Origin of the sequence: Catenuloplanes japonicus, from assembly GCF_000717135.1 — a bacterium.
In the GTDB taxonomy this organism is placed as follows: domain Bacteria; phylum Actinomycetota; class Actinomycetes; order Mycobacteriales; family Micromonosporaceae; genus Catenuloplanes; species Catenuloplanes japonicus.
This window is the reverse complement of the sequence record NZ_JNXY01000005.1, coordinates 204,654-227,862: the sequence shown is the minus strand read 5'-3', so window position 1 is coordinate 227,862 and position 23,209 is coordinate 204,654. Positions and strand designations below refer to the sequence as shown.

General features: G+C 71.3%; 20 protein-coding genes and 4 pseudogenes. 15 read left to right on the top strand and 9 right to left on the bottom strand.

The window, feature by feature from the left end:
* Nucleotides 1-30: 30 nt before the first annotated feature.
* The 6 genes and pseudogenes from OP04_RS55505 to OP04_RS10080 all read left to right on the top strand — a co-directional run.
* Nucleotides 31-213: pseudogene (locus tag OP04_RS55505) on the top strand (aminofutalosine synthase MqnE); the annotation flags it as partial.
* Nucleotides 214-806: 593 nt separating this feature from the next.
* Nucleotides 807-1,118 carry a DUF4229 domain-containing protein gene (locus tag OP04_RS10100; RefSeq protein ID WP_051797390.1) on the top strand — a complete coding sequence of 104 codons (312 nt, stop codon included), beginning with the start codon at nucleotides 807-809 and terminating at the stop codon, nucleotides 1,116-1,118.
* A gap of 162 nt (nucleotides 1,119-1,280) precedes the next feature.
* Nucleotides 1,281-2,534: pseudogene (locus tag OP04_RS10095) on the top strand (M14 family metallopeptidase); the annotation flags it as partial.
* 260 nt (nucleotides 2,535-2,794) lie between these two features.
* The gene (locus tag OP04_RS10090) at nucleotides 2,795-3,685 is read left to right on the top strand and encodes an ABC transporter substrate-binding protein (RefSeq protein WP_051797389.1); all 891 of its coding nucleotides are present in this window, start codon (nucleotides 2,795-2,797) and stop codon (nucleotides 3,683-3,685) included.
* Nucleotides 3,682-4,695, top strand: a complete 1,014-nt coding sequence (locus tag OP04_RS10085; protein ID WP_051797386.1) for a FecCD family ABC transporter permease — start codon at nucleotides 3,682-3,684, stop codon at nucleotides 4,693-4,695. The genes OP04_RS10090 and OP04_RS10085 overlap by 4 nt, the downstream gene beginning before the upstream one ends.
* Entirely contained in the window at nucleotides 4,695-5,453 is a 759-nt protein-coding gene (locus tag OP04_RS10080) for an ABC transporter ATP-binding protein (RefSeq protein WP_051797485.1), read from the top strand. The genes OP04_RS10085 and OP04_RS10080 overlap by 1 nt, the downstream gene beginning before the upstream one ends.
* Before the next feature lie 4 nt (nucleotides 5,454-5,457).
* Here OP04_RS10080 and OP04_RS10075 read toward each other — a convergent pair whose 3' ends face one another.
* Both OP04_RS10075 and OP04_RS10070 read right to left on the bottom strand, forming a co-directional pair.
* Nucleotides 5,458-6,165, bottom strand: coding sequence for a VOC family protein (locus OP04_RS10075; protein WP_033339265.1), 708 nt, complete (start codon nucleotides 6,163-6,165; stop codon nucleotides 5,458-5,460).
* 46 nt (nucleotides 6,166-6,211) lie between these two features.
* The gene (locus OP04_RS10070; protein ID WP_033339264.1) at nucleotides 6,212-7,468 is read right to left on the bottom strand and encodes a hypothetical protein; all 1,257 of its coding nucleotides are present in this window, start codon (nucleotides 7,466-7,468) and stop codon (nucleotides 6,212-6,214) included.
* A gap of 86 nt (nucleotides 7,469-7,554) precedes the next feature.
* On the opposite strand from OP04_RS10070, the gene OP04_RS10065 reads away from it, so the two are divergent.
* The gene (locus tag OP04_RS10065; protein WP_033339263.1) at nucleotides 7,555-8,733 is read left to right on the top strand and encodes an NAD(P)/FAD-dependent oxidoreductase; all 1,179 of its coding nucleotides are present in this window, start codon (nucleotides 7,555-7,557) and stop codon (nucleotides 8,731-8,733) included.
* 48 nt (nucleotides 8,734-8,781) lie between these two features.
* Here OP04_RS10065 and OP04_RS10060 read toward each other — a convergent pair whose 3' ends face one another.
* From OP04_RS10060 to OP04_RS10050, 3 genes are all read right to left on the bottom strand, one after another.
* The gene (locus OP04_RS10060) at nucleotides 8,782-9,618 is read right to left on the bottom strand and encodes a CPBP family intramembrane glutamic endopeptidase (protein WP_063746573.1); all 837 of its coding nucleotides are present in this window, start codon (nucleotides 9,616-9,618) and stop codon (nucleotides 8,782-8,784) included.
* A gap of 112 nt (nucleotides 9,619-9,730) precedes the next feature.
* Entirely contained in the window at nucleotides 9,731-11,527 is a 1,797-nt protein-coding gene (locus OP04_RS10055; RefSeq protein ID WP_033339262.1) for a glycoside hydrolase family 15 protein, read from the bottom strand.
* A gap of 40 nt (nucleotides 11,528-11,567) precedes the next feature.
* The gene (locus tag OP04_RS10050) at nucleotides 11,568-13,547 is read right to left on the bottom strand and encodes a HelD family protein (RefSeq protein WP_033339261.1); all 1,980 of its coding nucleotides are present in this window, start codon (nucleotides 13,545-13,547) and stop codon (nucleotides 11,568-11,570) included.
* A gap of 272 nt (nucleotides 13,548-13,819) precedes the next feature.
* Here OP04_RS10050 and OP04_RS56775 point away from each other — a divergent pair.
* A pseudogene (locus OP04_RS56775) lies at nucleotides 13,820-14,186 on the top strand (type II toxin-antitoxin system RelE/ParE family toxin).
* Nucleotides 14,173-14,493, top strand: coding sequence for a helix-turn-helix domain-containing protein (locus OP04_RS10040; RefSeq protein WP_033339260.1), 321 nt, complete (start codon nucleotides 14,173-14,175; stop codon nucleotides 14,491-14,493). Before OP04_RS56775 ends, OP04_RS10040 begins: the two are co-directional and overlap by 14 nt.
* Nucleotides 14,494-14,614: 121 nt before the next feature.
* Here OP04_RS10040 and OP04_RS10035 read toward each other — a convergent pair whose 3' ends face one another.
* Entirely contained in the window at nucleotides 14,615-15,733 is a 1,119-nt protein-coding gene (locus tag OP04_RS10035; RefSeq protein WP_033339259.1) for a glycosyltransferase, read from the bottom strand.
* A 71-nt stretch (nucleotides 15,734-15,804) separates the two neighbouring features.
* Between OP04_RS10035 and OP04_RS10030 the strand changes: the two genes are divergently transcribed.
* Nucleotides 15,805-16,455, top strand: coding sequence for a TetR/AcrR family transcriptional regulator (locus tag OP04_RS10030; RefSeq protein WP_051797383.1), 651 nt, complete (start codon nucleotides 15,805-15,807; stop codon nucleotides 16,453-16,455).
* Nucleotides 16,456-16,482: 27 nt separating this feature from the next.
* A complete protein-coding gene (locus tag OP04_RS10025) occupies nucleotides 16,483-17,076 on the top strand; it encodes an ArsR/SmtB family transcription factor (RefSeq protein ID WP_033339428.1) in 594 nt (197 codons plus the stop codon).
* 15 nt (nucleotides 17,077-17,091) lie between these two features.
* On the opposite strand, the pseudogene OP04_RS53165 reads toward OP04_RS10025, so the two are convergent.
* Nucleotides 17,092-17,226, bottom strand: a pseudogene (locus OP04_RS53165) (helix-turn-helix domain-containing protein); the annotation flags it as partial.
* 57 nt (nucleotides 17,227-17,283) lie between these two features.
* Between OP04_RS53165 and OP04_RS10015 the strand changes: the two are divergent.
* From OP04_RS10015 to OP04_RS10005, 3 genes are all read left to right on the top strand, one after another.
* Nucleotides 17,284-18,510: an MFS transporter gene (locus OP04_RS10015; protein ID WP_033339258.1), complete on the top strand. Its 1,227-nt coding sequence runs from the start codon at nucleotides 17,284-17,286 to the stop codon at nucleotides 18,508-18,510.
* Between the two features lie 109 nt (nucleotides 18,511-18,619).
* The gene (locus tag OP04_RS49445) at nucleotides 18,620-19,693 is read left to right on the top strand and encodes a hypothetical protein (RefSeq protein WP_051797381.1); all 1,074 of its coding nucleotides are present in this window, start codon (nucleotides 18,620-18,622) and stop codon (nucleotides 19,691-19,693) included.
* Nucleotides 19,694-19,807: 114 nt separating this feature from the next.
* A complete protein-coding gene (locus OP04_RS10005) occupies nucleotides 19,808-20,266 on the top strand; it encodes a GNAT family N-acetyltransferase (protein WP_051797482.1) in 459 nt (152 codons plus the stop codon).
* 1 nt (nucleotide 20,267) lies between these two features.
* Here OP04_RS10005 and OP04_RS10000 read toward each other — a convergent pair whose 3' ends face one another.
* On the bottom strand, nucleotides 20,268-21,116 hold the full coding sequence (locus OP04_RS10000) for a menaquinone biosynthetic enzyme MqnA/MqnD family protein (RefSeq protein ID WP_033339256.1): 849 nt from the start codon (nucleotides 21,114-21,116) through the stop codon (nucleotides 20,268-20,270).
* A gap of 74 nt (nucleotides 21,117-21,190) precedes the next feature.
* A complete protein-coding gene (locus OP04_RS09995; protein ID WP_033339255.1) occupies nucleotides 21,191-22,096 on the bottom strand; it encodes a hypothetical protein in 906 nt (301 codons plus the stop codon).
* Between the two features lie 112 nt (nucleotides 22,097-22,208).
* On the opposite strand from OP04_RS09995, the gene paaA reads away from it, so the two are divergent.
* The gene (gene paaA / locus OP04_RS09990) at nucleotides 22,209-23,165 is read left to right on the top strand and encodes a 1,2-phenylacetyl-CoA epoxidase subunit PaaA (protein ID WP_051797379.1); all 957 of its coding nucleotides are present in this window, start codon (nucleotides 22,209-22,211) and stop codon (nucleotides 23,163-23,165) included.
* Nucleotides 23,166-23,209 lie beyond the last annotated feature (44 nt).

Genomic DNA, 23,209 nt, shown 5'->3' with positions numbered 1-23,209 from the left:
GTTCAGCTTCCGGCCACGTAGGCTCTGAGCATGGATTCCGGGTTGAAGCACGCGCTCGAGCAGAAGGTCTACGCCGGGGGGCGGCTCACGCGAGATGACGGAATTGTCCTCTTCGGTACGGATGAGCTGGCCTGGTTGGGCAGGTTGGCACACCACCGCCGGACCGAGTCCTACAACGATCGGGTGACGTTCGCCGTCGCGCGGCCCATCGACTCCCGTGAGATCGTTTACGGCGGCGCCGAGGACCCGGCCGCGCACCTGGTGGACTCGGTGCTAAACCTTCGTGAACTCTCCGGCGGCGTCACCGCCGTGCTGGTCAAGGAGGAGGCAGCGCCGGCCGACGCGTTGCGCACGTTCGCCGTGGCCCGCCTGCTGCTCGACCCGGCCGCACACCTCACCGCGGACTACGCCTCGCACGGCCCCGCGCTCACCCAGCTGCTGCTCAACTACGGCGCCGACGACCTGAGCGACATCCCCGCCGAAGCGGCGGAGTCTGCGGAGACAGGGGAAGCGGGGGAAACAGCGGAGGAAGCGGGAACGGACGCGGGGACCTCGCGCTGGCGCAACGCGGACAAGAACGCGGTCGCGCTCGACGCCACCCGCGAACTCCTGGAGATGATCTGGGACGCCGGCCTGCGCCCGGTCGCCCGGGACGCCGCGTTTACCGTGATCCACGAGCACGATGCCCCGGTCCCACTGGCCGCCCGCCGCGCCGAACCGCAGCGCATCTGGGCCTGAGCGTCCCGGCGCGGCTCCACGACGTACCCTCTGATGGTTGTGTTTTCGGTGGAACGAGGTGACGCGCTGTGGCCGCGATCAAGTACACGGCCGGCCGGATCGTTCTCTTCGCGGCGTTCTTCGCGGCGTTGTGGTTCGTCGACCTGGACATCTTTCTCAAGCTGATCGTGGCGGTGCTGCTCTCCGCCGTGGCGTCCTTCTTCCTGCTCGGCCGCTGGCGTGACGACATGGCGGTCGCGCTGGCCGACCGCGCGGACAAGCGCAGGGCCGAGCGCCAGCGCCTCCGCGCCGCCCTGGCCGGCGAGGACGAGCCGGACCGGCAGGACCAGCAGGACGAGGTCGTGACGGAGAAGGCGGAGAAGGCGGACAAGGCCGGCTAGAAAAGACCCATGTCACCGGCGGGATGATCGCTTTGGGATATCGAAGCATATTGAGACGATCACGGTACGGGTGGTGAAGTACCCGGAAGCACCTCCACACCCCCAGGAGGCTCATCCGTGTCCACATCCCGTTTCCGCCTCGCCGTGGCCGCCGCAGCCGCCCTGGCGCTGGTGGTCACCGCGACCGGCCCCGCGTCGGCGGAGCAGGCGACCGCCGCCGCGGAGCAAGAGACCACGCAGTACACCGTGAGCGGCGTCCGCACCGCCGATGCCCGGAACGCGGTCGCCCGCACCGGCGCCGCGATCGACGCGGTCCAGGAGCACGGCGTGCTCACCGTCTCCGCCAGCACCGCGGAGCTGCGGTCGATCCGCGCGCTCGGGTTCACGGTCACGGCCGTGGCCGCGCCGGGCACCGGCGACATCGGCACGCTGGACTTCCCGTCCGCCGACTCGAACTACCACAACTACGCCGAGCTGATCGCGGTCGTGAACCAGGTGGTCTCCGATCACCCGTCGATCGCGCGGAAGACCAGCATCGGCACGTCGTACGAGGGCCGCGACCTGCCGATCATCAAGATCTCGGACAACGTGGCGACGGACGAGTCCGAGCCGGAGATCCTGTTCAACTCGCAGCAGCACGCGCGTGAGCACCTGACCGTCGAGATGGCGATCTACCTGCTGAACCTGTTCACCGACAACTACGGCTCGGACACGCAGATCACCAACCTGGTCAACTCGCGGGAGATCTGGATCGTGCCGACCGTCAACCCGGACGGCAGCGAGTACGACATCGCCACCGGCTCCTACCGGTCGTGGCGCAAGAACCGGCAGCCGAACAGCGGCTCGTCGAACGTGGGCACCGACCTCAACCGCAACTGGGCCTACAACTGGGGCTGCTGCGGTGGCTCGTCCGGCACGACGTCGTCCGCGACCTACCGCGGCCCGTCCGCGTTCTCCGCGCCGGAGACGGCAGCGCTGCGCAACTTCGTCAACGGGCGCGTGGTCGGCGGCGTGCAGCAGATCAAGGCGAACATCGACTTCCACACGTACTCGAAGCTGGTGCTCTGGCCGTACGGATACACCACGGCGAACACCGCGACCGGCATGAACGCGGACCAGTACAACACGTTCGCGACGCTGGGCACGCAGATGGCGAACCTGAACGGGTACACGCCGGAGCAGTCCAGCGACCTCTACATCACGGACGGGGACAGCCTCGACTGGCTGTGGGGCGTGCACAAGATCTTCGCCTACACGTTCGAGATGTACCCGGGGTCCAGCGGCAGCGGCGGCGGTTTCTACCCGCCCGACGAGGTGATCCCGGCGCAGACCGCGGTCAACCGGTCCGCGGTGCTGCTGCTCACCGAGTACGCGGACTGCCCGTACCGGGTGATCGGCAAGCAGTCCACCTACTGCTAGATCGACAGCGCTATGACGCAGGTCCCGGTCACCACGGCCGGGGCCTGCACTAGCGTCTGGGGCAAGGACCGTCTCCACAGCGAAGTCCGGTGCGAATCCGGCGCTGTCCCGCAACTGTGAAAGCCAGGTCGCCTGCGGAGCACGGTTGCGATCATCGCCCTCGCGGATCCGGGGCGCATCGCACGATGCGTGCCTGCTCCGCCGTCGAACCGGAGGTGGCTGTGGCGCGCGGACGTCGTACCCTCGCAGCGTTTTTGATGGTTTTCGCCCTGGCCGGGTGTGCCGATGACGGGCGGACCAGCCCGGCCGAGCCCGGACCATCATATTTCGGGACTTATCCCGTTACAGTCGGCGGCGTCACGCTGGACAAGCGGCCGGAGCGGATCGTCTCGCTGTCGCCGACCGCCACCGAGGTGCTGTTCGCGATCGGCGCGGGCCCGCAGGTGACCGCCGTCGACGACCAGTCCGACTTCCCGGCGGGCGTGCCGGTCACGGACCTGTCCGGCTTCCAGCCGAACGCGGAGGCGATCGCCGCGAGGACGCCGGACCTGGTGGTGATCTCGAACGACATCAACGGCGTCGTGAAGGCGCTGACCTCGCTGGCCATCCCGGTCTACCTGGCCCCGGCCGCCACGTCGCTTCCGGACGCGTTCCGCCAGTGGCGGGAGCTGGGCGCGCTGACCGGCCGCCCGGCCGACGCGGAGAGCCTGGCCGACGGCGTCGGCACGGAGATCGACAAGCTGGTCGCGGGCCTGCCGCAGCGCGCGACGCCGCTGAGCTACTACTACGAGCTCGGCCCGGAGCTGTACTCCGCGACCTCGGCCACGTTCGCCGGCGCGCTGCTCGGCCGCGCCGGACTGACCAATGTGGCCGATCCGGCCGACGCGAACAACGCCGCGGGCGGCTATCCGCAGCTCAATCAGGAGTTCCTGGTCAAGGCGAACCCGGACCTGATCTTCCTGGCCGACGTCACCTGCTGTGCGCAGAGCGCGGACACGGTCGCGGCGCGGCCCGGCTGGAACACGATGACCGCGGTGCGGAAGAAGCAGGTCGTGGCGTTGGACGACGACATCGCGTCCCGCTGGGGCCCGCGCGTGGCCGACCTGGTCCGCGCCGTCACGGACGCGGTGGCCAAGGTCCCGGCGTGAGCCGGTTGCGGCCGCTCCGGTGGGTGGCCGGCTCGCTCGCCGTGGTGGGTGCGGGCGTGGCCGGGCTCGCGTTCGGTCCGGTGCCGCTGCCGCCCGTCGCTGTCGCGACGGAGATCATCAACCTCGTTCCGGGGGTACGCCTGGAGAGCGGCCTGGATCCGCGCGAGTCCGCCGTGCTCCTGCAGCTGCGGCTTCCGCGCGTGGTGCTCGGCCTGCTCGTCGGCGCGATGCTGTCGCTGGCCGGCGCCGCCTACCAGGGCGTCTTCCGGAACCCGCTGGCCGATCCGTACCTGCTGGGCGTCGCGGCCGGCGCCGGACTCTCCGCCACCGCGGTGATCGCGCTGGACGGCCCGCGCACGCTGCTGCCGGCGGCCGCGTTCGCCGGCGCGCTGGCCGCGCTCGGGCTGACCTACCTGCTCGGCGCGTCCGGCGGCGACCGGTCACCGGCCGCGCTGATCCTGTCCGGCGTCGCGGTCGCCGCGTTCCTGCAGGCCGGACAGGTGTGGCTGATGCAGCGGCACGTGGAGGACCTGCGCGAGATCTACTCCTGGCTGCTCGGGCGGCTGGCCACCGGCGGCTGGGGCGACGTGCGCCTGCTGCTGCCGTACGTGCTGGTCACCGCCGTCGTGGTGCTGGCGCACCGGCGGGAGCTGGACGTGCTGACCGTCGGCGACGAGGAGGCGGCCGGGCTCGGCCTGCACCCGCGGCACTCCCGGCTGATCCTGGTGGTGGCCGCGTCGCTCGGCACCGCGGCCGCGGTCTCCGTCTCCGGCCTGATCGGCTTCGTCGGCGTGATCGTGCCGCACGCGGTCCGGCTGCTGGCGGGCGCGTCGTACCGCGTGATCCTGCCGCTGTCGATGCTGTTCGGCGCCGCGTTCCTGACGCTGGCCGACCTGATCGCGCGCACGGCCGCGGCCCCTGCCGAGGTGCCGATCGGCGTGGTGACCGCGCTGTGCGGCGCGCCGTTCTTCGCGCTGGTGCTGCGCACGAACCGGCGGGTGTCGCTGTGATCGCGGCGCGGGGCCTGCGGGTGCGTCTCGGCGCTGCGATCGTGCTGGACGGCGTCGATCTGGACGTCGCGCCCGGCGAGTGGGTCACGGTGATCGGGCCGAACGGCGCCGGCAAGTCCACGCTGCTGCGCGCGCTGAGCGGGCTCGTGTCGTTTTCCGGCACCGTCCACATAGGCGAGACCCCGATCGCGGCGCTACGGCCGCGTGAGCGGGCGCGGCGGGTGGCCACGGTGGCGCAGGCCCCCACGGTCCCGCCCGGCATGACGGTCCGGGAATACGTGCTGCTCGGCCGCACCCCCTACGTGCCGCCGCTCGGCCGGGAGTCCGCGGCCGACCATGCCGCCGCCGCGCAGGAGATCGCCGCGCTGGACCTGGTCGCGCTCGCGGACCGGACGCTGACCACGCTCTCCGGCGGCGAGCGGCAGCGCGCGTTCCTGGCCCGCGCGCTCGCCCAGCGCGCACCGCTGCTGCTGCTCGACGAGCCGACCAGCGCGCTCGACATCGGCCATCAGCAGGACGTGCTGGACCTGGTCGACCGGCTGCGCCGGGACCGCGGCCTGACCGTGGTCGCCACCATGCACGACCTGTCGATCGCGGGCGGGTACGCGGACCGGATGGTGCTGCTCGCCGCCGGCCGGGTCGCGGCCGCGGGCGCCCCGGCCGAGGTGCTCACCGAGGAGCTGCTGGCCACGCACTACCGCGCCCGCGTCCGCGTGCTGCCGGGCGAGCACGGCCCGCTGGTCGTCCCGGTGCGCTGACGGTTCAGTCCTGGAAGAGCGAGAAGGGCGCGCCCTGCGGGTCCGTGAGGGTGGCGAACCGGCCCCAGGGGATGTCCGTCGCCGGCGCGGTGACGGTCGCACCCAGACCGGTGGCCTTCGCCACGGCGGCATCAGCGTCCGCGACGCCGACGTAGACCGTCCAGCGCGCCTCCGCGGACTTCTCCATGCTGCCGATCGGCCGCCCGCCCGACTGCCAGACCGTGGTGCCGTTGTCCTCCGCCGCGGTCCAGCCGAACACGTCGCCGTAGAACCGCTGCGCGAGCACCGGATCGGGCGTGGCCAGCTCGTTCCACGCCAGCGCGCCGGGAACGTTGAAGGCGCCCGCACCGGTCATCCCCCGCGGCTCCCAGACGGCGAACTCGGCGCCGCACGGGTCGAGGAAGATCGCGGCCCGTCCCCGCTCCGGCACGTCGTACGGCGCCTTGCGCACGGACCCGCCGGCCGTGGCCACCAGGCGCGCGGTCTCGTCCGCGTCGTCGGTGAGCAGGTACGTGTACCAGCCCTTGAAGTCGCCGCCCGCCGCCCAGACGCCCGCGACCGGCGCGCCGTCCAGCAGGAACGTCGTGTAGTCGCTGCCGGGCGCCGCCGGCGCGGTCCAGCCGAAGAGCTCGCCGTAGAAGTGGACGGCCGCCCCGACGTCGGGACTGCCCAGGTCGATCCAGACGGGAGTGCCCGCTCCGAAATCAGTCATTCCCCCATGATGCGACGAAGGCCCCCAGCTCCGGGGGCCTTCTGCCTCAGTTCAGCAGGTGCGCGTAGCGGTCCGGCGGGCCGCTCCAGGCGACGTCCGGCTCGAGCAGGACGGCCCAGTCCGGGCGCCACTGCGGCGAGCGGCGGGTCATCTCCGCGTTCAGCTGGTCGAGCCACGGGCCGGTGATGCCGTCGTACTCCCACCAGTCCGGCCAGGAGTCCCAGCGCCGCTCCGCGTGGTAGCGGTCCGCGGTCGTCTCCACGCGCAGGAACAGCCAGCGACCCCGGCCGCCCTCGTCCTCGGCCGACCACAGCGCGCGGGCCAGGTCGCTGGCCTCGCGGAACAGCCGGAACGAGTCCTCGCCCGGCCGGGTCGCGGGCGCGTGCTCGCCGGGCTGCTCGCTGGCGCCGTCGATCTCCAGCTGGAACATGACGGAACAGCGCCCGTCGCCGGCCGGGGCGCGTCCGCGGGCCCACTCGACCAGGTCGGTCAGCTGCTGCGGCGGCGGGTAGATCGGCTCCTCCGGCCGGTGCAGCTCGCCGGACTGCCGCATCGCGGTCCAGACCAGCTCCTGGTGCTGCTCGTCGCTGAGCCGGCGCACCCGGCGGCGGGCCGGACGGGCGGGCGCGGCGGGCGCGAACGGCGCGGCGCTACCCGGCGTCCCGCCGCCCTGTGCGGCCGCGTGCACGCCGGCCTGCGGGTCCGGGCGAATCGCGGTGACGCGGCCGAGCAGGTCGGCCAGCAGCTCCGCGTGCACGGACCGCTGGTACGCGGCAGCCAGCAGCCGATCCGCGGCGGAGTCCACCTCGACGCGCTCCCGGACCGGGTCCGCCGGGGTGTGCCGGCCCCAGCTGAACACGATCTCGCGCAGCGCCAGCAGCGCCTGCTCGTCGTCGATCACCTCACGGGTGGTGGCGAGCAGGCCGTCGTCGCCGAGATCCTGCGGGTAGGCGACGCGGTGCCAGGCCTTCTCGTACCAGTAGGCGTAGCCGAGCTGGTTGATGTTCGCGGCCCGGGTCAGCTCCGCCCAGGGCAGCCACTCGGGCGCGCCGGCCAGCAGGTCGATCGGCGGGCTGTGGTCCACGGTGCGGCTGTACTCGTGGTCGTACCCGAAGAGCACCGCCCGGTCGCCGTCGATCAGCACCAGCCGGGACCAGTTGCCACCGTGATCGTCGTGGTGCGCGCCCGCGCCGTCGATCCAGTACACGTCCCGATATCCGATCGTGGCAAGCGCGGCCGCCTGCGCGACCCACCGCGCCCACAGCTGTGGGGGCGCGTCGAGGTCAACAGTGGTGATCTCCATGTATACAAAGGTGCCACGGAACATCGGCCGAACGGACACCCGCCCACCTCGTTGACGCACCGGACGGAGTCGACCACGGTGGGATCATGTATGACGCGATCGTCGTGGGCGCGCGCACCGCAGGCTCGCCTACCGCCATGTTGCTGGCCCGCCAGGGGCACAGCGTTCTCCTGCTGGACAAAGCGACATTTCCCAGCGACACCCTGTCGACGCACCTCATGCACATCCCCGCCATGGTCGCGCTCAAGCGGTGGGGCCTCTACGACGCCGTGGTGGCGACCGGTGCGCCGCCGCACGCCACGTTCACCATGGACTTCGGGCCGTTCGCGATCACCGGCCCGCCACCGCCGGTCGACGGCGTCACGTCCCCCTACTGCGTGCGGCGCACCAGGCTGGACGAGATCCTGGTCGACGCCGCCCGGGACGCCGGCGCGGAGGTCAGGACCGGCGCGATCGCAGACGAGATCCTGATCGAGGACGGCACGGTCACCGGCGTCCGGACCAGGGACGGCGCGGTCGAGCACGCCCGCATCGTGATCGGGGCGGACGGCCTGCACTCCACGGTGGCCACGGCGGTCGGCGCGAAGGTCTACGCGGACACGCCGGCGCTCACCGCGGGTTACTACGCCTACTACACCGGGGTCTCACGCGAGGGCGCGGAGATCTACAACCTCGGCGACCGTACCGTGGTGATCTTTCCGACCAACGACGCTGCCTGCGTCTTCGTCGCCTGTCCGATAAAAGACTTTCACGACTTCCGGGCGGACGTGGAGGGCAATTATCTGGCCGCGATCGCACGTGTGCCGGACGTGGCGGCCCGGGTCGCGGCCGGCGAGCGGACCGAGCGGATCCGGGGCACGGCGGACCTGCCGAACTTCCTGCGCGAGGCCCACGGCGACGGGTGGGCGCTGGTCGGCGACGCCGGCTACCACAAGGACCCGTGCATGGCGGCCGGGATCATGGACGCGTTCCTGTCCGCGGAGTGGCTGGCCGAGGCCGTGCACGCGGGGCTGACCGGGGAGCGGCCGATGGCGGACGCGCTCGCGGAGTACCAGGCCACGCGGGACGCGCGCTTCCTGCCGTACCTCCGGATGACCGTGGGTCTTGCCTCTATGGAGCCGCCGGGTCCGGAGCAGGCCGCGCTGTTCGCGAAGATCGCCGCCGACCGGGCGGAGAGCACGCGCTTCTTCGGCGCGCTGCAGGGCAGCACGCCGATCGACGAGTACCTGTCACCGGCGAATGTCGGCCGGATCATGAGTTCCTGATACGCCGGAACGCCGGCCGAATGATCGGCCGGCGTTTCCGAGGCGGGCTCACTTCGAGGCGAAGGCGGCCTTCGCGGACCGGAACTCGCCGGCCCGTCGCACCCGGCGGAGCAGGATGAAGGCCGGGACCGTGCAGACCAGCATCGCGATCAGACTGGCCTCCGGGCCGAAAACACCGCCGGTCAGCAGCGGCGTCGTGGTGTCCAGCGTCAGGTGCAGCAGGCCGGTGCCGCCCTCGGTGCCGGAGGTCGCGTTGCCGAAGAAGCCCAGCTCGACGAAGTTCCAGGCGAAGTGCAGGCCGATCGGCAGCCACAGCGAGCGGGTCAGCATGAAGCAGGCCGCGGTCAGCGTGCCGCCCTCCAGCCCGATCGCGATCGCTCCCCAGACCGTGGCGTTCTCGTTGACCAGGTGCGTCAGGCCGAAGAAGAGCGACGACGCGGCGATCGCGACGATGCTGCCGGCGCGCTCCTCCAGGATGCGGAACACCACGCCGCGGAACAGCAGCTCCTCGTTGACGGCGACGCTCGCGGTCGCGCCCATCGTGATCAGGCATGCGCTGAGGGAATTCCATTCCAGGCCCTCCCAGCCGCCGAACATGCCGATTGCCAGAATGGTGATGCTGAAGAGCAGCGTGCCGAGAAGAAGGCCGCGCCGGAGGCCGGCCCACATGTTCTTCAACGACACCTCGTCCGCTTCCCGGCCCTCGACCCTGCGAGTCAGCCAGAGGTAGGCGGCGACCGCAGCCGCGCTGGTGGCGGCCCCGACAGCCAGCGCGGCCAGCGGGTTGAACGAGGCGAGCACATTGATGCCCCGGGTCGCCGCCAGCACCGCCAGCATCGCGACGACAAGAATCGGAAAACGGAATCGCTTGAGTTGAGTGACCATCGGCCCGATCCTTTTCGGTCGTTCATTCCTGCGGACATGAACGACTTTATGGATCGGGCCGGGCCGTCCCATCCCCGTGCGGGGAGCAATCCGGGGTCCCCCGCGTGGGGGACTACTTGTCGAGCGCCGCGTCCAGGTTGACCGCCGCGGAGATCAGCGCCAGGTGCGTGAACGCCTGCGGGAAGTTGCCCAGCTGTTCGCCGGACGGCCCGATCTCCTCCGCGAACAGGCCGACGTGGTTCGCGTAGGTCAGCATCTTCTCGAAGATCATCCTGGCCTCGCGGACCCGTCCGGCCCTGGTCAGCGCCTCGACGTACCAGAAGGAGCAGAGGTTGAACGTGCCCTCCTGGCCGGCGAGCCCGTCGTGGCCGGTGTGCGCGTACCGGTGGACCAGGCTGTCCGACGCCAGTTCCGTGGAGATCCGGTCCAGCGTGGACAGGAACCGCGGATCGGTCGGGCCGGAGAACTTGACCAGCGGCATGACCAGCAGCGACGCGTCCAGCAGCTTGCTGCCGGGGTGCATCACGTAGGCGCCGATCTCCCGGTCCCAGCAGGAGTTCTGCACGAACCGGTACGCCTGGTTGCCGATCTTGCGCCACCGCTCGATCGGCGCCGGCAGTCCACGGTCCCGGGCCAGCCGGCAGGCCCGGTCGTAGGCGACCCAGGTCATCAGCGCGGAGTAGGTGAACCGCTGCCGCGGCCCGCGGATCTCCCAGATGCCCTCGTCCGGCTCCTCCCAGTTGCGGGCCAGCCAGGCCAGTCGCTTGGAGAGGTGCGTCCACAGGTCGTACGAGATCGGCACCTCGCGGTTGTAGAGGTAGACCGAGTCCATCAGCTCGCCGTAGACGTCGATCTGCCGCTGGTTGACCGCGTTGTTGCCGATCCGGACCGGCGCGGAGCCGCGGTATCCCTCCAGGTGATCGAGGGAGAACTCCGGGATCTCCGGGCTGCCGTCCACCGAGTACATGATCATCAAATCGCGATCGCGGTCCGCCTCCTCGCACCGCTTCTGCACCCAGTCCATGAACGACGCGGCCTCCTCCAGGAAGCCGAGCCGCATCAGCGCGTAGATGGTGAACGCGGCGTCGCGCAGCCACGCGTACCGGTAGTCCCAGTTCCGGATGCCGCCCAGCTCCTCCGGCAGCGACGTGGTCGGCGCCGCCACCAGCGCGCCGGTCGGGTGGTAGACCAGCAGCTTCAGCGTCAGCGCGGACCGTTGCACGGTCTCCCGCCAGCGCCCGCGGTACTTGCACTGGCTCAGCCACCGCTGCCAGAAGTCCGAGGTGCGCACGAAGAGATCCTCGTTCTCGCCCTCGATCAGCGGGCGCACCTCGCCCTTCCACTCCAGCTGGATCTCCACGGACTCGCCCTCGTCCAGCGTGAACGTGGCGCCGACGCCGTTCTCCTCGATCTTCAGCGGCACGCTGGTGCGCAGCACGAACCGCCCGGCCGCGGACGTGAACACCGCGCCGACGTTGTCGACCAGTTCGACCGTGTGCGACACCCGGCCGTAGTCGAACGCCGGGTGGCAGGCCAGCTCGAACGTGGCCCGGCCGCGGACCGCGCGCGCCCTGCGTACCAGCAGGTCACGCGCGGCCGCGGTCTCGGACGTCTCCGGGACCATGAAGTCGACCACCTCGCCGACCGCTTCCGCGCCGACGAAGCGGGTGACCAGGATGTTCGTCTCCGGCAGGTAGAGCTGTTTCGGGCGGGCCGAGGCCCGGCTGTGGATCGAGAAGAAGCCGCCCTTCCGGGAATCGAGCAGGGAGGCGAAGAGCGACGGCGCGTCGAACCGGGCCGGGCAGTACCAGTCGATGGTCCCGTCGGTGCCGACCAGCGCGACGGTGCGCAGGTCGCCGACGATGCCGTGCTCCTCGATCGGGAGGTAGCCGTTGCGGGGGAGTGGCATGTTCAGTCCTCTCGCTGGGGCTCGCTCCCTAAACCATCGCTCAGGTCAGCGCCTCCGGCAGCGGAACCGCGTGAATGACCGTGAGCCGACTGACCGCTCGCGTGAGCACGACATAGAGCCTGTTCAATCCACGTGGCTCCGCGGCAACGATGTCAGCAGGCTCGACGACGATCACGTGGTCGTACTCGAGTCCCTTCACGATCGACGCCGGCACGATCTCGACGCGGGGGTTCTCTGTGAGCGTTCTGCGGAGCTTCTCCACCGCGCCGTCGGCTGCGATCACCGCCACCGACCCCTCGTGCTCCAGCGCCTTCCCGACCTCGCGTGCAAGATCAAATTCAAGGTCATCCGTCGCGTGTACGTCGAGCGCGCCATCACGCCGCATCGACTCCGCCGGCGGGACGTTGACGTGCAGGGACGGCAGCAACCGGTTCGCCAGCGCGATCACCGTGGCCGGCACCCGGAAGCCCACGGTCAGCGGCACCACCGGCGCGCCGGGCTTGCCCAGGTGCTCAAGCGACACCGCCCAGTCCGCGGACGCCCACGGCGCGGTGCCCTGCGCCAGGTCGCCGAGCAGCGTGATCGAGCCGTGCTCGCTGCGCCGCGCGACCGCCCGGCACTGCATCGGCGAGAGATCCTGCGCCTCGTCCAGCACCACGTGCCCGAAGCTCGGCATCCGGTCCAGCAGGCCGGCGATCTCGTCCAGCAGCACCATGTCCGCGCTGGTCCATCTAGTGCTCTTTGCGGTCTTCGCGGGCTTGGTTTGTGTGATCAACTCCTGCTCCTCGTCCGTGAGCAGATCCTGAGCGGCCGCCTTCAGCGTCTCCCGGTCGGTGAGCAACTGGAACAACAGGCCCTCCGGCGTCAGCGCCGGCCAGACCGCGTCCAGGAACTCGGTCACCGGCTTCGCCTTCGCCATCCGCCGCTGCCACGCCTCGGACGGCGAATCGCCCCGGCGCGCCTCGGACTGACGCAGCAGCAGCGACACCACCCGGGCCCGGACCCGCTCCCGCCCCACCGCGTAGGGCAGGCCCTCCCGGCGCGCCTCGTCCACCACCCGGCGCAGCGGCTCCTCACCCACCCGCCAGCGGTACGACGAGTCCGGCACCGTCATCGGCCCGGCCGGCTTGCCGATGTGCGACCAGACCGCGCGCCGCAGCACCTCCGCCATTCGCACGTCGTGCTTCACCACCGCGACCTCGACCGCGTCCTCGGCCCTGACGTCGGCCCGCCTGATCAGGTCCTCGACCGTGCTCTGCGCGACCTCCACCTCGCCCAGCGCGGGCAGCACCGCCGCGATGTAGCCGAGGAACGCCTGGTTCGGCCCCACGATCAGCACGCCGGACCGGCGCAACCGCTCGCGGTGCAGGTAGAGCAGGTAGGCGGCCCGGTGCAGGCCCACCGCGGTCTTTCCGGTGCCGGGCGCGCCCTGCACACAGAGCGAGTGCCCGAGATCCGCGCGGACCAGCTCGTCCTGCTCCGGCTGGATCGTCGCCACGATGTCCCGCATCGGGCCCACGCGCGGACGCTCGATCTCCTGGGTCAGGATCTTCGACGTGGTGCCGAGCTCCTCACCGCGGTCCAGGTGCTCGTCCTCGAACGAGGTGATCGCGCCGTCCACGAAGCCGAACCGCCGTCGTACCGCCACGCCCTGCGGTTCCTTGACGCTGGCCCGGTAGAACGATCGCGAGATCGGCGCGCGCCAGTCCAGCACCAGCGGCTCGCCCGCCTCGTCCGTGACGTGCCGGCGCCCCACGTGGTACTCGTTCCCCGCATGGTCGCCGCTGCCGAAGTCCAGCCGCCCGAAGAACAGCGGCGTGGACGGGTCGTCCGCCAGCTCCACCACCCGCCGGGCCATGTGCCGTCCCAGCTGCTCCGCCGTGTACGAGTCGCCGGCCACCTTGTCGCCGGTCGCGAACAACGCCTGCGCATGCTCCCGCATCCGCCGCAACGCCGCGCGCGACGCGTCCAGGTGGTGTCGTTCGGTGTGAAGCTCAAGCTCCAGATCTTCTGCGGGCACGCTGCATCCTCACGCAATAAAGCCGCTGCTCGCTCGCGTATCCGGGACCCGGCTCCAGCCGGCCCGGCGCGTGGGACGTCCGCTCCGGTGCCATCCCACCGCGGCCGTCAAGCGGCCATCGATCCTACGCCCCCACTCACCCCCACTCCACCGATTTACCGGGGCCGTCGGTTGCCTGCGGGTCCGGTGGCGGATCAGCGGGCTGCGCCTGGCCGAGGTTAAGGATATTCTTAACCTCGGAGGTGACGGCGTACGTGGAGTGGGAAATTCTGATGACCTCGCAGGTCGGAGAATTTTCTGGACCGCCTTTACGAGGCGGACAGGGAGTCGCATCAGCTTGTGAACGAGGCGATCCTCGTGCTCGAACGAAACGGCCCGGCCGAGGGGTGACCGCTTGTCGACACGATCACCGCTTCCGTGATCAGCAACATGAAGGAGCTGCGCCCGCCGTCGGCGGGTCGCACCGAGATCAGGATCCTGTTCGTCTTCGACCCGTGGCGATCCGCGATCCTGCTGGTCGCGGGCGATAAATCGGGGCAGTGGAAGCGCTGGTACCGGGACGCGATCCCCGAAGCGGAGCACCTTTACGCCTCATACTTGAAAGAGCGCGAGGAGGAGATCGACGATGAGCGGCGTTAAGCGGTGGCGGGACACCAATCACCTGGATCGAGCGATCGAGACCGCCGGCGGCGTGGAAGTGTTCGAGGCGGACGTCTCCGCGATGCTCGACGAGGCTCGCGGCTGGCGTCTGGCGGAGCTGCGCCGGCGGCGAGACATGACGCAAGAGCAGGTCGCGACCCGGATGGGGATCTCGGTGGCCCGCGTGTCACAGATCGAGTCGGGCGACGTCTCCACCCAGGAGGTCCTCGGGCGTTACATCGCCGCGCTCGGCGGCACGCTCAAACTCATCGCCGATTTCGGCGACGAGCAGCTGAAAGTCGCCTGACCCCCTCCCGCGGCGCGGCGATGTGCTTCTCACCGTCTGAAGCGCGGCCGCCGTGCGCTCACGTATCGGAACCCGTCCCACCGAATCCCGGCCCGTATCCGGGGCCGGGTCCGGAAGCGGGTCAGGAGATGCGGGAGCGGAGGGTGGACCAGGCGGTGGCGGGGGAGGGGCGCTGGTCCAGCCGGGTGCGGGCCTCGGCGGCGGCCTCGCGCAGGGACGGTGTGCCGAGCAGCGTGGGTACGGCGCCGGCGAGGGAGTCGGGAGTGATGCCGGCGCCGAGCGCGGTGACGGCGGCCGCGACCTGGGGCTGGTTGGCGATGCGCGGGACGAAGGCGATCGGCAGGCCACGGGACAGTGTGGCGAGCGTGGTGCCGGACCCGCCGGCGGCTATCACGGCCTGCACCCGGTCCAGCAGCTGAGCGATCGGGGCGAAGCTGACCGCGCGTACCCGTGCGGGGTCTGCCTCCAGATCCGCCGGTGTCGCCGTGAAGCCGGTGGTGACCAGCGCGTTCGCGCCGGCGTCGAGGACCGCGCGGACGGCGGACCGCAGCAGCTCCAGATCGTCCACCACCGTGCCGAGCGTGACCAGCACGACCGGCCGGTCGTCGTCGAACGCGGGAATGTCGATCCGGGCCGCGGTGTCGTACGCGTCGCTGCTGATCGCGATCGTCTCCGAGCCGCCGGAGCGTGGCAGCGTTTCCAGCCAGTCCGGCCACAGCTGGATCGTGGCCAGCGGTGCGGGCTCCACCAGATCGCGTCGCGCGCCCGCGTCGGCGGCACCGGCCGCGAGGACCGCGTCGACCACGGTCGCCGGGCTGTGGACGAAGGTGACCCACGGGATGCCGAGCCGCTGCGCTACCAGCGGAGTCACGAAGTCCCACATCTCGGCCAGGATCACGTCCGGGCGCTCGTCCGTCGCGATCTTCAGCATCTCGTCGAAGGCCAGGTCGGCATAGGTCGTGGTGAAGAGCGCGACCGTGGCCGCGAGCAGGTCGGGCGCCTCGTCGGACCGGTCGTTGCGATAGCCCAGCACGTCCTGCCCGGAGCGGGCGTCGTTCTCCGCCATCAGCGCGGGCAGCGACGGGCCGAACTCGCGCGTGGGCAGGCCGTCCGCGGCGCCGTGCAGGTCACCGTGCGTGGCGATGACCACGTCGTCACCGGCTGCGGCGGCCGCACGGGCCAGCGGGAGCATCGGCAGCAGGTGGCCGTACGCCGGGAAGGTCGTGAAGAGCGCTTTCATGATGCCTCCTAATAGGCCGACATATTCGTCAGAGTCGACTCTGACGAACTGTAGCAAGTACCCTCACCGGTGTGTCGAAGCCTGCTCAGACCGGCCGCCGCGCCGAGTACGCCCTGCACACCCGCCAGGCGATCGTGGATGCGGCCGGTGTGCTCTTCGTCGAGAAGGGCTACTTCGGCACGAAGGTCGAGGAGATCGCCCGGCGGGCGCGGGTGGCGCCCGCGACCGTCTACGCGGTGGGCGGCGGCAAACATGGGCTGTTGCGCACGCTGATCGAGTCCGGCACGAACGCGGACGAGATATCGGTCGTCCTGAGCCGGATCACGGAGAGTGCCGATCCGGCCGAACTGGTCCGATTCATCGTGCGCGCCACCCGCCAGCAGTTCGAGAAGTGGTCCGGCCTCATGCGGCAGGTCGTCGCCGCGGCCCCGCAGGAGCCGACCGTGCGGGAGATCCAGCAGATCGCGCACGCCAGCATGCGTCACGGATTCGTGCTGACCGCGCGGCGTCTCGACCGGCTGGGCGCGCTCCGCGCCGACGTGGACGAGGCCCGCGCCACCGATCTGCTCTGGCTGCACCTGTGCAACGCGGCCTACTTCGTGCGTACCGATGATCTCGGTTGGTCGCTCGACGAATCGGAGGTCTGGCTCAACGAGGCCCTCCCGGCCGCGTTGCTCGCCCGCGACCCCGAGCGATCGGCCGGCCACGTGCGGCTGGGATGATCGGGGTGGTTGAGGGGAGGGGTGCTGATGACCGACGCGGAGCGGCGTGGGGCGCAGCGGGTGACGATCTCGGACCCGCGGGTCATGCGGGCGCTGGCGCACCCCGCGCGGCTGGCCATCATGGAGCACCTCGGCTCGACCGGCGAATCCGTGACCGCGACCTCGTGCGCCGAGGTCGCCGGGCTGTCGCCGAGCGCGACCAGTTACCACCTTCGTGCGCTGGCCAAGGCCGGCATGGTCGAGGAGGCGCCGAGCCGGGGCGACGGGCGCGAGCGGCTGTGGCGGGCGTCCGCCCCGTCGTTCAGCATCGAGGCCGGGCGGGACGCGTCGGACGACACACGGGCGGCGGAGATCGCGCTGATCGACACGTACCTGCAGCGTGACTTCGAGCGGATCCAGGCGTACGCGCGCAACGCGCACCTGGTGCCGCCGGAGTGGTACAACGTCGCGCAGCTCAGCAGCATCGTGTGCGCGATGACGCCGGAGGAGCTCGCCGAGATCAACCAGGCGTTCTCCGACCTGATCGAGCCCTACCGCCGCCGCCGTCGCACCGACCCGCCCGAGACGGCCCGCACCGTCGTCTTCCACTACGCCGCCACGCCCCAGCTCCCCGCGGACTGACCCCGCCGGGACGGCTCAGGCGATCGCCGCGATGTCCCCGTTCTCGAAGTAGATCGCCTGGTGCGGCCGCCCGCCGAGCGCGGCCGCGTATCGCGCCAGCACCTCCTGCCCGGACACCTTCCCCTGCTCGATCTGCGACACCCGCCCCTTCTTCAGCTATCGCTGAACCTCCTTGCGTACCCACATCTGAAGCCTTATTTTCGAAGTATGTCTTTCACATCTCGGGTGGGTTGGCGGGACGCTTATCTGGCGGCCGGGGCGCGTGGGCTCTCCGTGACCGGGGATTTTCTGGCGGCGACCGCGCTGGTGCTGGCGTTTCAGAGCGCCGGTGCCGGTGGTTACGCCGTGTCGGGGCTGCTGCTGGCCAGCGTGCTGCCGCTGGTGGTGCTGGCGCCGGTGACCGGGCGGATCGCGGACCGGGTGGACAGCCGGCGGCTGCTGGTCGGCGTCGGGCTGGCGCAGGCCGCGGTCTGCGTGCTGCTCGCCTACACCGAGACGCCGATCCTCGCGATCGCGCTGGTCGGGCTGCTCTCCTGCGGGCTGGCGCTCACCCAGCCGACGCTGGCCGCGCTGCTGCCGGCCATGGTCAGCCGCGAGGACCTGCCGCGGGCCAGCGCGCTCAACCAGACCGCGAGCTCGATCGGTGCGCTGGCCGCGCCCGTGCTCGCGGGCGTGCTGGTCGGCCAGTTCGGCGCGCGCGTCCCGCTGCTGATCGACGCGGCCACCTACCTGGCGCTGGCAGCGGCCGGCCTGCTGATCCACGCGCGCAGGGCCACCAAGACCACCGGGAAAGCGACCACGACGAACTTCCACTACTGGCGTGACCCGATCCTGGCCTGCCTCACGGTCGCGATCGCCGGCGTCGTGCTCGGGGTCGGCGCGATCAACGTGGTCGCGGTCTTCTTCCTGCGCGAGACGCTGCACGCGTCCACCACCGCGTACGGCCTGGTCGAGGCGCTCTGGGCGGTCGGGCTGCTGGGCGGCTCCTGGCTGGTGGCCCGGCTGGTGCGCCGCATGCGGGACGACGGCGCGCTGGTCCACGGCCTGCTGCTCGCGCTGGCCGGCACCTGCCTGGCGATCCTGCTGATGGGTCCCGCGCCCGCGCTGCTCTGGGTGGTGCCGTTCTACCTGATCGGCGGCGCGTTCAACGGCGCGCTGAACGTGCTGCAGAACGTGCTGGTCGCCCGCCGCGTCCCGGCCGAGGCGCACGGTCGCGCGTTCGCGATCCTGGTCGGCTGGGTGCAGGGCGCGGGCATGGCCGGGTACGCGATGGCCGGCCTCCAACTGGAGCTCTTCGACCCGCGCACGCTGGTCTTCGCGCTGGGCGGTGCCGGCCTGGCCGTCTGCGCGCTGCTGGCGATCCCGATCGTCCGGGCGGTCCGCCGGGACCGGGCGAAAGGCACGCGAACGACGCTGACCCTGGCCGTGGCCTGACACCCGTACCCAATTGTCGTGATTCTCGGGTCCTGAAACGGTGGTCGTCCGGCCCGGCGATCAGCGGAGACGATCAGGTGTCCGGCCGACGATCGAAACGGGTGACGTGATGACCGCCAGACTGCGCACCACCGCACAGGAAGACCTGGTCACCACGGTGCTGGCACTTATGATCGTGGCCGGCGCCACCATGGACGGCTGGGCGCACTCCAACCTCGCGTCCACGCTCGAGACGTTCTTCACGCCCTGGCACGGCATCATGTACGCCGGCCTGGCCGGCACCGCGGCCTGGACGTTCTGGCTCGCCTACGCCCGTCGCGCCACCGCCCCGCGCTGGTGGCGCGATGCCTGGCCGGCCGGTTACCGCGTCGGCGCGCTCGGTGCGATCATCGTCGCGGCCGGCGGTCTCGGCGACATGATCTGGCACGAGACCATCGGCATCGAGGTCGGGCTGAACACCCAGTTCAGCCCCAGCCACCTGCTGCTGGTCATCGGCGGCGTCCTGATGGTCAGCAGCCCGATGCGCGCCTGGTGGGCCTCGGGGGAGGGCGGTCTGCGCACGGTCACCGGCGTCATCTCGCTCGCGATGGCCCCCGCGGTCACCACGATCCTGCTCAGCCACTCCAGCGCGTTCCTCACGGACGCGCCCACGCGACCGTTCGACCCCGGCGCCGCGCCGAACGGCGGGCTCGACTCGTCCGGCGGGATGCTCGCGCTCATCGGCGTCGACGCGTTCGTCTTCACCACGCCGGTCATCGCGATCCCGTTCCTGCTGGCCCACCGCCGCCGGCCCACGCTCGGCGCCGGCACCGCGATCGTCGCGGGCATCGTGCTCTTCGGCCTGTTCATGTTCGAGTTCCCCGCGCCGGTGAGCGCCGCGTGCGTGGTCGCCGTGCTCGCGGCGCTGCTGGCGGACGTGCTCGTGGTCTGGCTCGACGTGGTGCGCGGCCCGCGCGCGGGACTGCGGCTGCCGCTGGCCGGCGCGGTCTACGTCGCCATGGTCTGGTCCGGCCTGCTGCTCGGGCTGCACCTGGGGGCCGGACTCCAGTGGCCGATCGAGATGGTCACCGGGATCGTCGTGGTCACGGCCGTGCTCGCGTCGCTGCTGGGCGGCCTGGCCGCCTCCCCGGAGGCACAACGTTCCCTCCCGCTCCGCGAAGAAGCCACAAGCGCGAACCTCTAATTCATTTCCCGCTTCCAGCGTGGTCCGGCAGCGTTGCTCCCGCGGGCACCGGTCGCGTCGTGGCCAGGCAACCCCCGCGGACGGCGTGTGGCGCGGGCTGGCACCATGCGCGGCATGTCAACAATGGCCGTGGAGCTTGTCGCGATCGACTCGGGGAACTGGCGGGACGTGGCGGAGTTGTCCGTCGCCGCGCACCAGCGCGAGTGGGTGGCGCCGCCGACCTACTACCTGGCGCTCTGCACCTACGGCGAGGCCGGATGGCGGCCGCTGGCGGTCCGGGTGGACGGCGTGGTCGCCGGCTTCCTGATGTGGACCGTCGACCCGGAGGACGGCGCCGCCTGGATCGGTGGCGTGGTCATCGACCAGGCGAAACAGGGCCGCGGGGTGGGCCGGGCCGCGGTCGGCGCGCTGACCGCGCTGATCGCCAGCGAGGAGCCGGCCGTGACCGGTTTCGCGCTGTCCTACGAACCGGCGAACCAGGCCGCCCGTCAGTGCTACGCCGGCCTGGGCTTCGTGGAGACGGGCGAGACCGAGGACACCGAGGTCGTCGCCCGCCTCTCACGGGAGGGCTGACTCAGCGGACGAAGAACTCCGGCCCGGCCTCGGGCAGGGCCGGAGCCTCGCCCGCGAGCGTGGCCCGGCGCGCGAACTCGCGCAGGCCCTCCACCTGCCGCGCGCCGAGCGAGAAGTCGAGCGCCCGGAAGTACGTCGCCAGCGTGGCCGCGTCGAACGGCTCCCAGCGTGCCGCCGCCTCGGCCACGTCGTCCAGCTCGGCCAGGCACAGGTCGCGGGAGCGCAGGAACGCCTCGTGCACGTCCTTGACCACGCCGGGGTGCTGCGCGGCGAAGTCGCGGCGGGCGGCCCAGACCGCGAAGACCATCGGCAGCCCGGTCCACTCGCGCCAGGCCTGGCCCAGGTCGGTGACGTGCAGGCCGAGGCGCGGGGCCTCGTACATGGCCCGCAGCGCCACGTCGCCGATGACCACGGCCGCGTCCGCCTCCAGCAGCATGGCGGTCAGGTCCGGCGGGCAGGTGTAGTACGACGGGTTCACGCCCCAGCGCTCGGCCAGCAGCATGCGGGCGAGCAGCACGCTGGTCCGGGACGCGGAGCCGAGCGCGATCCGGGCGCCGTCCAGCTCCGCCACCGGCTTCTTGGACACGAGGTTCACCGAGAGCACCGGCCCGTCGCTGCCGACCGCTATGTCCGGCAGGACCAGCAGCTTGTCGGCGTTGCGCACGTACTCGACGAGCGAGATCGGCCCGATGTCCAGATCGCCGCGGACCAGCGCGTCGTTCAGCGCGTCCGGGCTGTCCTTGTGCAGGTCGACGTCGAGGAGCGCGCCGGAGCGCATCAGACCCCAGTAGATCGGGAGACAGTTGAGGAACTGGATGTGGCCGACCCGGGGGCGCTGTGCGACGCTCATGGCCGCCAGGTTATCCACCGCCCGGCGGACCGCGCCCGGCCGGTGAGGCTCAATGTTCCGGAGAACACAAACGCTCAGGAACGGAGTTGCCGCCCGACCTTCCGGCAGAGCTCCGCGCCGTAATCGACGCCGCGCGACGCCGGATACCTGGTCAGGACGCCGATGCTCCAGCCGTCGCCGATCGCCAGGCAGCTCACGTGCCACTCGCCGAGCGCCTCGCGGACGATCCAGCCGTTCTTGATCGCGATGGTCGGCGCGACCTCGTCCGGGAACGCCTCGCGGATGCCGAAGTCGCCGGCGCCGCGTACCGCCCGCATCTCGCGCAGCAGCCACGGCGTCCAGGCCGTGCCCGCGGCGCGCCCGTCCGCGAGGCACCGGCCGAGCAGCACCACGTCGCGGGCGGACAGGCGGGTGTTGCTCCACATCTGCCGGTGCGGCCCGCCGTCCATCAGCTGGCAGACGCGCTGCAGTCGCCGGATCGACTCGGCCCGGCCGACCGCGGCCCAGAGCGACTCCGCGGCGTCGTTGTCGCTGTCCCGCAGCATGATCCGCAGCTGGTGCAGCCGCCCCCGGCTCGGGTGGCGACCGGCCTCGTCCGCGCGGCGCAGGTAGTCCGCGCCGATCCACGCCTTGATCAGTGACGCGGAGGTGGTGGTCTCGCCGAGGTTGGGTGAGCCGGACACGATGCCGGTCCAATGGTCGAGCAGCGCCCAGGACCACCAGGCATCGCCGTCGATGTGCACCGCGGCGGGGCGGACCTCGTCCGGCCGGCGCTCCTCCAGCACGCGCGCGGAGGTCGGCGGGACCGCGGCCTTCTCCAGCACGCGGGGCACGGGCGAGGCGGGCGTGTGCCAGATCGCGGGCGCGGCCTGTGCGTCGTCCGGGACCAGGCGCATCGCGCCGATCGTGCCGGCGGCGCCCGCGAGCGCGACCAGGACGGCGGCGGGCGCGATCAGCCCGCGCAGTCGTCGCCGTGGCACCGCTCGTCGCTTACCCGCGCGGATGATTCTATGCCCGTAAAGTGGAAAATGTCGGTATCGCCGCGTGTGACAGTCTATTGCTTGAAGCATGGGGTGGTGTAACACTCGGGTGATGGATGGCATCGATGAGCCGGCCCGCGAGGAACGCTTCGACGCCCTGGTCGCGGCCGAGGAGAAGGTCGAGCCGGCCGACTGGATGCCGGAGGCGTACCGGAAAGGGCTGATCCGTCAGATCGCCCAGCACGCCCACTCCGAGATCATCGGCATGCAGCCGGAGGGCTCCTGGATCACCCGGGCCCCCAGCCTCGAGCGCAAGGCGATCCTGCTGGCCAAGGTGCAGGACGAGGCCGGTCACGGCCTCTACCTCTACGCCGCCGCGGAAACGCTCGGCGTCTCACGCGACGAGCTGGTCACGCACCTGCTGGAGAAGCGGCAGAAGTACAGTTCGATCTTCAACTACCCCACGCTGAGCTGGGCGGACATCGGCGCGATCGGCTGGCTGGTGGACGGCGCCGCGATCGTCAACCAGGTGCCGCTCTGCCGCTGCTCCTACGGTCCCTATGCGCGCGCCATGGTCCGCATCTGCAAGGAGGAGTCGTTCCACCAGCGCCAGGGCTACGAGCTGCTGCACACGCTCGCGCACGGCACCGAGGCGCAGCACGCGATGGCGCAGGACGCGCTGGACCGCTGGTGGTTCCCGTCGCTGGCCATGTTCGGCCCGCCGGACGCGGACTCGACCCACTCCGCCCGCTCGATCACCTGGAAGATCAAGCGCTTCCCCAACGACGAGCTGCGACAGCGCTTCGTCGACATGTGCGTGCCCCAGGCCGCGGTCCTGGGCCTGCGCATCCCGGACGACGCGCTGCGCTGGAACCCGTCACGTGACGCCCACGACTTCACCCCGCCCGACTACGACGAGCTGAAGCGCGTGATCAGCGGCGACGGCCCCTGCAACGACGAGCGCCTGGCCCACCGCCGCGCCGCCCACGACGACGGTGCCTGGGTCCGCGAGGCCGCCGCCGCATACGCGGCCAAAAAGCAGAAGAGCGCCACGGGGGTACGGGTATGAGCGCGCTCGCGGCACCACGAGCCCCGCGCCCGCGCGTCTGCGGC